Annotated in this window: 12 protein-coding genes and 1 pseudogene; 1 reads left to right on the top strand and 12 read right to left on the bottom strand. The window is 54.3% G+C overall.

Features of this window, described 5'->3' with window-relative positions; translation table 11 throughout:
• The 7 genes from BBD46_RS17110 to BBD46_RS17080 form a co-directional block, all read right to left on the bottom strand.
• The coding region (locus BBD46_RS17110) for a hypothetical protein (RefSeq protein ID WP_071402895.1) at positions 1-346 on the bottom strand (346 nt) is incomplete at its 3' end.
• Positions 347-491: 145 nt separating this feature from the next.
• The gene (locus BBD46_RS22350) at positions 492-1172 is read right to left on the bottom strand and encodes a hypothetical protein (protein WP_139173699.1); all 681 of its coding nucleotides are present in this window, start codon (positions 1170-1172) and stop codon (positions 492-494) included.
• A gap of 27 nt (positions 1173-1199) precedes the next feature.
• Complete coding sequence (locus tag BBD46_RS17100) at positions 1200-2246, bottom strand: hypothetical protein (protein WP_071402894.1); 1047 nt, start codon at positions 2244-2246, stop codon at positions 1200-1202.
• Positions 2239-2619 (bottom strand): hypothetical protein, encoded by a 381-nt coding sequence (locus BBD46_RS17095; RefSeq protein WP_071402893.1) that lies wholly within the window; start codon positions 2617-2619, stop codon positions 2239-2241. Before BBD46_RS17095 ends, BBD46_RS17100 begins: the two co-directional genes overlap by 8 nt.
• Positions 2616-2819: a hypothetical protein gene (locus BBD46_RS17090; RefSeq protein WP_071402892.1), complete on the bottom strand. Its 204-nt coding sequence runs from the start codon at positions 2817-2819 to the stop codon at positions 2616-2618. The genes BBD46_RS17095 and BBD46_RS17090 overlap by 4 nt, the downstream gene beginning before the upstream one ends.
• The gene (locus BBD46_RS17085; protein WP_071402891.1) at positions 2816-3259 is read right to left on the bottom strand and encodes a hypothetical protein; all 444 of its coding nucleotides are present in this window, start codon (positions 3257-3259) and stop codon (positions 2816-2818) included. Before BBD46_RS17085 ends, BBD46_RS17090 begins: the two co-directional genes overlap by 4 nt.
• A complete protein-coding gene (locus BBD46_RS17080) occupies positions 3256-3687 on the bottom strand; it encodes a hypothetical protein (RefSeq protein ID WP_071402890.1) in 432 nt (143 codons plus the stop codon). The genes BBD46_RS17085 and BBD46_RS17080 overlap by 4 nt, the downstream gene beginning before the upstream one ends.
• Positions 3688-3913: 226 nt before the next feature.
• Between BBD46_RS17080 and BBD46_RS21870 the strand changes: the two genes are divergently transcribed.
• The gene (locus BBD46_RS21870; RefSeq protein ID WP_084777810.1) at positions 3914-4177 is read left to right on the top strand and encodes a hypothetical protein; all 264 of its coding nucleotides are present in this window, start codon (positions 3914-3916) and stop codon (positions 4175-4177) included.
• Positions 4178-4222: 45 nt separating this feature from the next.
• Here BBD46_RS21870 and BBD46_RS17075 read toward each other — a convergent pair whose 3' ends face one another.
• The 5 genes and pseudogenes from BBD46_RS17075 to BBD46_RS17055 all read right to left on the bottom strand — a co-directional run bounded on the left by BBD46_RS17075 (position 4223) and on the right by BBD46_RS17055 (position 9362).
• Positions 4223-4810 (bottom strand): metal-dependent hydrolase, encoded by a 588-nt coding sequence (locus BBD46_RS17075; RefSeq protein WP_071402889.1) that lies wholly within the window; start codon positions 4808-4810, stop codon positions 4223-4225.
• A 65-nt stretch (positions 4811-4875) separates the two neighbouring features.
• Positions 4876-5484: a hypothetical protein gene (locus BBD46_RS17070; RefSeq protein ID WP_071402888.1), complete on the bottom strand. Its 609-nt coding sequence runs from the start codon at positions 5482-5484 to the stop codon at positions 4876-4878.
• 176 nt (positions 5485-5660) lie between these two features.
• Positions 5661-6340: pseudogene (locus BBD46_RS17065) on the bottom strand (IS6 family transposase).
• 332 nt (positions 6341-6672) lie between these two features.
• Positions 6673-8415, bottom strand: a complete 1743-nt coding sequence (locus BBD46_RS17060) for an asparagine synthase-related protein (protein ID WP_071402887.1) — start codon at positions 8413-8415, stop codon at positions 6673-6675.
• Between the two features lie 65 nt (positions 8416-8480).
• On the bottom strand, positions 8481-9362 hold the full coding sequence (locus BBD46_RS17055) for a glycosyltransferase family 2 protein (protein WP_071402886.1): 882 nt from the start codon (positions 9360-9362) through the stop codon (positions 8481-8483).
• Between the last annotated feature and the right edge of the window lie 10 nt (positions 9363-9372).

Below are 9372 nucleotides of genomic sequence, written 5' to 3'. Positions count from 1 at the left end.
GGGCTGTTGGGAGCTGGTGGCTGTAGTACCGCAGGATGCCAGCAGGTGTGCCAATAGCGATCGGACTACCCGGTCTGTCGAAGACGAGAACTTCGGGGTTATCGTCACCCCATGTCAGATGCGGTCCATCCAGGAGTGATGGTAGCGTTGGCGGTGTCTGTTCCGTCTCCGTCGCGTGATCGGGGGCATAGACTGACGGCTCTGTAACGAGATCGAGGGCCTGTTCGTGCCACTCTTGGCCATCCCAGATCTCGGTTCGTCGATGCCAGCCCTCTTCGGCCGGCTCGAAGGTAACTCGTCGTGGTGGGCCATCGCGTGGCTCCCACTGGACGTGCATCGGTGTCATCGTCCCCTCCGGTTGCGGCCGTTCTGGTGCGTGTCGGTGTTCGGTGGTTGTTCGAGGAGCGAACCTGCGTTGGTCTCGAGTACGGGAGTGGATGGGACACTGCCGTCGGTGGCCGTCGTCGAACTCGTGAGTCGTGGACTGCTCATCATGGCTGTGAGTTTGTTGTCGGGTTGTTCTCTTGGCGATCAACGAACTGGGCTCGCTCGAGTGAGGTCTCCGAGAGAGACGTCAGTGTGGGCTGGCCCCGCTGTTGAAGACAGTGTTTGAGGACTGGCTCGGAAATCGAATACCACCGATCATCGCTTCGGTCGCGGTATCGGAGGTCGCCATCGACCGCGACGACGATGGCCTGGTCCTGTGTTGTCGTCGCTCCAAAGACGAGTGCCAGTGGCTCCGGTTGGGTCCACGTTCCCCGAAGCCTCTCTTGGAGTGTCTCGAGTCGGGGTGGATCAGTTAGGATCGGCTGTTGGATTGCCGACGGGGCACGGATAGCGACGTCGTCGACACTCTCGCGACTTCGTGGCCGCCAGCCGCTGCCATCCCACTCGAGGCGGCGGTGGCTCCAGCCCTCGCTATGGTGACTGGAGTCGATGATGAGTCGTCGCGGAGGGTTGTCGGTGGGTGTCCACTGTACGGTGAGGCTGTCGGACTCGGTGTGAGAACTCCGACGCTGGAGCGTCTCGATCGTTGCTCTGAGCTGTCGCAGCCCCGCGAGTGTGTCTGCCCGAGACCCACGTTCGTCCGTGGCTGTGAGGTCTGTGAGCAAGGCCTCGAGGGTGGCATCGATCGCCGCGAGGGCTTGCTGGTGTTGTTGGTCTTCACTCATCGGTGGCCCTCCGTCGGGGCTGACAGGTTACTCGCCATCGTGGTCACCTCGCTGGATGGGCGCGGGTGCATTTGGTTCGATGATCCAGTCTTCGAGGTCGGGGAGTGATGGATCAGTGTCGGTCGCTGTGGTCTGGGTGGTGCGTTTCTCGTCGCCCAGAATGTGGCGGAGTGTTCGCAGTATGAGTCTGGCCTCACGAAGGTGTGTTTCGATTGGCTCGAATGTGTCGGCCTCGAGTGTCTCCTGTAGTGTCTGGATGTAGGTTTCGAGTTCGCCCTCGAGGGCAGCAACCGTCTCGACATCGACGGAATCGTCAGCGGGTTCGACCTGTTGGGAGGGTGGTGTCCCATCCACACACAGTTCCCGGTGGGCTCTTCGGAGTCGTTCATCAAGCGAGATGAGTTGTCTGGAGACATCTTTGCTGGTTGCTGTGGTGTCCCAGAGTGTGTGTGCTTTGAGTTCGCTGACCGTCTGACGGAGCTGTTTGAGGTGGTCGTCGGTGGCGGCTGTCTCGTACTCGTGGCTGTCCGGCGTGGTGCGTTCGTCGATAACCTTGATATGGTAGTGGGGCCCGGTGTCCGGCCGGATGGCTGTGACTTCGTCTGGGAGCAGCTTCGGGTCGGGGTCGGTCCCGATGTTGCCAATCAGGCGATAATCTGTTTGTTGGAGGCCGTGATCTGCGAGGTTGATGACGTGGTTTCGCGTCGGGAGGTCAACTGTGACGTAGCCGGTGAGGCCGAGTAGTGGCTCGGGGACCTCGAAGCCCTCGTCGGTCAGTGGGGCCTCGAAGATAGGCACCGCTTCGATATCGACGGCCGTGAGTTCACCAAGGGTATGGGTCGTCGTCGCGGTTGGTTCCGTGACGGTGATTTGGCTTTGGTCGCCTGCCGGGATGAGCTCAAGTGTTCGGTCGTCGGTCTCGAGTTTTCGATAGGCGGTTTCGGGATCGTAATCGGTGACGACGCCGGTCTGGGTTGTCTCGGTGTTGTCGTCGGTCCAGGTAATCTCGAGGCGGGCTTCGGGTGGGATCGTCTGGAGACTGAGGGCGAGTTGGCGGGCCTGGAAGTCATCCATCGGTCTCACCACCGAGATGGGGTTGTGGCGAAGCTGTGTGGGGGGTCTTCGCCTCGAGGGTGTTGTATGTCGGTTCAGCTCTGGTTTCCTGACGTGGTTTGTCGATGCGTATCTCACAGGAACGGTCAAGAGATGCCCCGCCCGCAGCTATCACTGACTGGATGACGAGTTCGGCTACTGAGTCCGAATCAGGGAGTATCTCACGTACCTTCTGGATGTGGAGTCCGATCTGGAAGAGACAGTGTCGGACCGGGCGTCTGTTGTCTGCGAGGTCGCTGTGGATGATTGCGTTTTCCTGGAGTGAGTCGACGGTCTCCCTTAGTGGGTTGAGTTGCTCGTAGTCCGCGTTCGGGTTTGGGGTGTCGTTAGTCATTGGTCTTCTTTGGGTTGCCACCGGAAGGTGAGCAAGAGCGGTTGGAGTTCGGCGCGGATGGTGTGGAGACGCTCGAGGAGCTGTTGGCGAGTGGCTGGATCGAGGTTTTGGTCGGCTTCGGCTGCCTCGAGGAGGTTGTTCGTGAGGGTTTCGATGCCCTCGAGGGTCTTTCGATAGGTGTCTTCGTCTGGGGTGCTCATTGGGTGGGGATCGAGTTGGTGGTGAAGTCGGCGCGGTCGTAGGGCGTTTCTGAGAGGGATTTGGTGGTTGGGTAGCCGCCCGTCCGGAGATGGCTCTCGAGGTCTTCTTTTGTGACTGCGTACCAGCCGTCTTGGTTGTGGCTTCGGTATCGGAGTTGGCCGTCGGCGGCGGCGACGACTTCTGCGTTGGTGAAGCTGAGGACCGTTGGGTCGGGTTGATTCCAGGTGTCTCGAATTTGGATGATGAGCTCCTCGAGTGTTGGCGGGTCTTCTGGAGGGTTTGTGGTTAGGCCCGTGGTGTGTTCGGATCCACAATGACGCCAGTCGCTGCCGTTCCACTCGCGTTCGATTCGGAGGTAGCCGTCCTCGTGGGGTTCGAAGGTGATTCTTCGAGGGAGGGCATTTGCTGGTGTCCACTGAATCGTGATCGGGTCGGTCATCGGCTCTCTTCCACCAGTCTGGCGTGGGTCTGTTCGATGTCGCCCAACGTGACCGGACGCTCGAGCTCGAGGGTGATCGTATCTGGGTGGAGGATCTGTTGGAGGTGGGCCGTGTAGGTCTCAAGGAAGTTGGTGGCCTTGTCGGTGAGGTGGTAGGTGCTTGTCGCTGGGTGTTCGGTGAGGAGGCCCTTGTGGGTGAGCGTCTGGAGGTCGGCGTGGAGTTGGCTGTACTCGAGGTCGGGGTGCCAGCGTTGGAGGGCTGGTTTGAGTTTTCTGGGTGTGGCGGGGTTGGTTGTTTGTTGAAGGCACGCGACCGCGAAGAGGATGTCTCGAGTGCGTGCGATGAGTATGGTCCATGTCGGGTGGTTTTCGGGTGATGCATCTGGTCGATCGAGACCTTGAAGGCCTCTTGGGTTGTTGGCGTACATGGCTTCCGTGAGTCCATTTCGGGAGCTCGCTGTGGATTCGGTGTCCCAAGCACCGATCCACGTTGAACCTATCTTTGCTGAATCTCTGGTTCGTTGAACTCCCTTATACACTGTTATTCACCCCTTCAATATAAATTCTTCTACTGTTCAGTAGACCATATTCGACTTAGGACTTACAAAGCCCCGTTCCGAACCATGTATAATGCTGGGTACGAAGTTTCAAGCAATGAGGAAACCCGGTGAGTGGATGCAAAATCCAACTGATGAAAGAGTTCTTGAAGTACTCAACACCGGACTAGAGTTAGGACCTACAGTCATCGCTAGAAACATCAACCGAGATCGTACAGGAGTGAACCGTCGGTTATCTGTGTTGGTTGAATATGATCTTGTTCGACGAGTAGACAAAGGATATTATGAAATCACAAAACTCGGACAAGAATATCTTGATGGAGAAATCGACGCAGGTGAACTCGAACGTGACGACGAGTAAAGAGGCTTCACTGGTAGGCAGTTACATTTCTCGAACAGTTTGATCTCACAGTTCTTGGTCCACAACAAGATGAACGATTACGCCACCAGCTGCTGCGAACGCGATAATCACACCCATTTCTCCGTCAAGAAACGCGATTGGCTGGAATGTTTGACCGACAATTCCAATGCTAAAGTACGAGATGAGACCAGTAATGAATGCGAACGGGAGAGAGTGCGTAAATCCCCGGTGTGTGAGTATACTATCGAACGTATCACCGCCGAGAAACAGTACTGCGATACCACTCACAAGAAGAACACCGCTACCGATCGTGAGTGTGTCACCACTTGCGCCGAAAACGTGAGCAAACTGGCCTAATCCACGGACAAATTCCGGTGAGAGCGTTGGGAGCGCAAAGACAGAGATAATTACGCCGATACTCGCATATTTCCCGGCAGTACGTCGTGGCCTCGAGTCCTGGTGATCGATATCCGGAATGAGCGACGCGACGATACCGTAGATGCCTGCAACGACTGCTGCAAGGATGGTTTCAGTTCCTGTAGCACCCCACTCGAGTGCGAGGAATGCGGCTATACCGGCGGCGATAACTGCGTACTTCTTGCCCGCTTCATAGTGTTGATCGAAGTTTCCCATAGTATTGTATCTGTGTCGTGACGATCAGTCGATGATTGCTCGATTCGTGTTTTAGTTGCAGATCGTTAGTCGGACCTGAGTTTCGTCGTTATCGCTCGAATTCGACTCGGACGCCACCAGTTCCGATTACGAATCCAGTTAGCAACCGACAACGCGAACAATAACGTCGGTGCGAGAAACATCACGGTGATCCCGGCGATGATAACTTGACTCTCCGCTTCGACATGGATCGGACTCTCGAATCCACTCGTAAGTGCGCCAATAAAGAACAACATGAACCCCAAATACATACTCGCTAATGCTAACGAGCGAATTGCGTCAGCATCGCTAAACGTGACGAGCCCTCGCAGTGAGAGATTCTCCAGCGGAGTACCATGTTGTAACGCCTCTTTCCCTTCGGGAGATAGCGGCCAGTTGGACTCAGGATGGTTGACATAATATATCGTAGTCGCCTTAAGGTAATCCTCGGAAACGACGTCGATCTCCCGGAGTTCATCGAGCCGATTTCGTATTGTCCCACGATCCACGTCGGGTTTCAGACGAGACTCCAGCTGCGTTATCGTAAAGAAGGGCCGTTGCGCCTCGAGCATGGTATCTACGACGTGGCCCTGCGTCAGTTTGTTATTGACATTTTCGTCGAGTCGCTCGTCGATCCAATCCGGTCTCGTTGACATTGTCGTTTGAGGGACTGTCTGGGAAGGTACTAAAACCACAGCTAGTTTCAGGTATCTCTGGATGAGATTCGATGTACGGAAAGCGTCATTCCGTATGTACTGAATCGATTCTATAGGTGGCGTATGCGTTCGGAAATCGAACGGTACGAAATAAGTAATCAGATTCGCGGCACTGTCTAGTTCAGCACCTCCTCGGCTGGTGTTCGACCATTCAGCGCTTGATTCGGTCGATCGTGGTTGTAGTGGTGTCTGAACGTCTGAGCCAGCGGCGTGCGCTGGCTGGACTGCCCCGCCAGAAGGAGTGAAAGCGGTCGATCCGCATTGAGACTGTCTGAAACCACTTTTCGACGGTGTTTCGCTCGCTATAGTTGAGCTGACCGCTCAAGTCGTGGCGAGCGAGGGCAGTCAGATAGCCGCCAGCATCAACGAGAAATTCTGTCTCGTCGATTTCGTGTTTCTCGGTGAGTCGATGCAGAAACGCCGCCGCGGGGCCGGTCCCGCGGCGGCTGTATACGTCGATTTCGAGCAGGAGTTTCGATTCTGTGTCGATCGCGGCGTACAACCACTTTTTCTCGCCGTCTACCTCAATCTGTTTCTCATCGACCGCGACCCGCGACGGCTCCGCCGTTGGCGGATCGCTCTGGGCCTCTGAGAGTTTGTGCGTCCAGCTCCAAATTGCGCCGTGAGAGCGATCAATACCGAGTAATTCGAGCACTGCGACGACCTCTCGAACCGACAATCCCATCGAATGCAGGCGCACCCCGAACACCCTGACGGGCGTCGGGGTGCGCTCGTTCTCCCAAACCTCATCACAATCCACGTCTAAGGTCTCTCTGAGCAGGTTGGCGAGTTGCATAGGCACTTCTCGCCACCACCTGCTCATTCCTCAAACTCTCATCTAGACAGTGCCCTACGCGGTTTCTGAAAATAACCTCATCAAGACCCTGGCATCCGTCGGTTTTGCTCCTTAACCGAACACGGATGAATCGGCGTCTGCAAGGATTTCGGCCTCAGGACCCCATGGGTCCGAGGCTAAGTGAGGGGCAGGCACACGTCTTTCTTGCGCTCTGCCTCCGCTTGGTCGTTGCACTCGCCAATCACCACCGAGGAACGATGTTGCCAGTCCAGCCATCACGCTATGAGAATTCTTCTGAACCACTGCCTTGCCAGTACGTAGCGCTTGATTTACTATAACTCATCCAGCATTAGTAACACCGTTAATAAATATTCTGCTGATTTCTGAGAGGAATAAAGACCCTTCTCGTTGATCAACTCATCAATTGAACTTGGAGCGAAAACGCTCGGATATTCATTGACAATTTGTGCATTCTCCTGAATTGATTGCATAGTCATTTCATCTACTTTCGAGTCAGACCGAACAAATTTATCGATGAGTGTTTCGCGGAGCGATGGCCGTTTCGACGCTAAACCGTAAAGCGAACTCTTGAGTTTGTACTCCAGACTTCCGACCGGGGCATTGAAGTTGGCGTACGAAACGTCGAGTGCGTCGGCAGAATACGACTCGATGATCCTCGAGTACAGTTTGTTCTGTTTCTTCTGCGAATCCGGAACCCTCATCGCGTACTTGAATACTGGATAGGCGTAGAGCGGCGCAGTGCTCCAGAAGTAGTATCTATTCCGGTCTTCCCCGTGGTATCCCCATTTGAGACTTCGTTCCCTGATCAAGAAGTGCACGAAGCGTTGCCCGGCGTCTGATTCCGGGTAGGACTCGAGGCGTTCGTGAATGCTCGCCTTGATCTCGCCCCGCGAGTGAGTCGAGAGTTCCTCAACCAGCTCCATGGGACACCGGGTCTGGTCGGCAAGGAGATACTCGATGATTTCGTCGTTCGAGACGAAATTTCGTGGGGGTGTCCAGGAGGAAAACTTGGCCCCACCGTCCCCCGTGAAGTAGGTCACATTATCTTCGAAGTTGGATTGCAACCGCTCGAAGAATTCCAGAATGTGCCCCATTCCCACGGTGTTCATACCGCGTTTCAGTTCCAGCAACCGATCCCTATGTTCGGTGATGGACTCCTCAAGTTGATACTCGTGCCACTCACCGTCCAGGACGGACATCACTTCCTCGGCGGCCTCTACCTCTGAGGCTGTGCTGGTTCCCCTGTTATACGTGGCAGCGACGTACGGGATCTCATTGGTAGTCATACAGGCGGCGAGTGCTCGAGAATCTAGTCCACCACTGAGTGACACAACGTTCGTGCCGGAATTAGTCCGTCGTTGAGTAGTCTCCACAATGAGATTTGAGAGATTGGATGTGTTTTCCTCGATGGATTTGTCTGCATGAGTCTTCTCCTCAATATCGAACTGGTGAAGTTGGTCAGATACTAACTCTCCGTCAGAGATACGGATAACTGAGGCCGGCGGCACCTGCTTCACACCTTCATATAGCGTCCGTTCCCCCAGCGGGTATCCAAACAGGAGATAGTGGGCTACCCCCATAGAATCCGGTTCGACATCGGCATTCTCGAGAATAAACGCCATCTCCCGTGAGAGGTAGACCATTTGTTCTTCAGTGTATGTGTAAATAGGAAGTCGTGAAAGAGCATCGTTCAAAACGACCGTGTCGCCAGTATCTTTCTCGATAATCACAAGAATGAATTCAGCATCTCGCTCGAGCAGCCACTCCCGTACCCATCCAATATCATCAGCGAGAAGCTTCTCAGCGACGGTGTGAACTGCTTCTCGTTCGTCGGAGATGTCGTAGAGCTGTCCTTCGAGTGCAATTACAAATTCGTATGTGTCGTAAACAGTGACTGGATAGTCCTCGTAGCCGGTGTACCCAACTGCAGTGCTGCCCTCGTTCCATGAAACGGCTTTATCGTATTCATTAAAGAACAACAAGGAATCTAACAACTGGTCGAAAGAAGAATTCGCAATTGCACTATTGCTGTTGAGAAGGGTGAGGCCGGGCATCTCAACAGTTGTATCGAATCATGACTATATAATTGCTATGGAATACCGTTTTCCTTTAAAAAATATCATGTACGGGTGAGTGATTTTATAAATCTGATGTAGTCGTAAGTATTCTTGTTTTTTAAGTCAGAAAATAGCTTTAGTGATATATCATAATCTCCGGCGCTGGCGTACGACCGTGCGAGCGCCAGTTTCTGTTCCTTGACCACATCAAACCCGCCTTCTTCTGCATCGCGGATTTCCGCTTCAAAAGACTCGAACAGTTGTTCCTTGGCGTCGTGTATCGTTTCGGGTGAGACAGATCCCGTTTGGTGCTTCGTCACGAGAATTTCGTCCTGGTACAGGATCTCCCCGCGTTGTAGAACGCGGATTAAAAACTCGTAATCCTGGTGCCGTTTGAAGAGTGGGTTGAACCCTCCGATCTCCCGGACGATTTCCGACTTGATGAGAAGTGTCGATGATCCCCCAACACCGAACTTCCGAGACAGAATATACGGGATGAGCTCGTCGCCCCCATCTACAGGTGTGGAATCCGTCTTACGAATCGATTGAGCGCACTTAATGATCGAATTAGATGGCGGCTCTCTCGTTATATCACAATAGGTGGCTACAACGTCGTCACCAGCACTCGTTAGCGCGGTAAGTTGACGGTCTAATTTCCTATCCCACCATTCGTCATCCGCGTCCAGAAAGCTAATGTACTCCCCAGTAGCGTTTATTATACCCGTGTTCCTCGCAGCGCTCCCCCCTCTATTGGTGTGGTGTTGATACAACCGTATTCTGTCGTCGGTAAAGGAGTTCGCAATTTCCGGGGTTGAATCAGTGGAGGAGTCATCTACGACGATCAACTCCCAGTCTTCGAACGTTTGTTCCAAGACGCTCGATATCGCTCGCGAGAGGACATCGTTCTCGTTATACGCAGGGAGAATTATGCTGATTCGTGTCATAGCCAAGGTT

It is taken from the genome of Natrialba sp. SSL1, assembly GCF_001861355.1.
Classification (GTDB): Archaea; Halobacteriota; Halobacteria; order Halobacteriales; family Natrialbaceae; genus Natrialba.
This window is presented reverse-complemented; position numbering and strand designations above follow the sequence as displayed.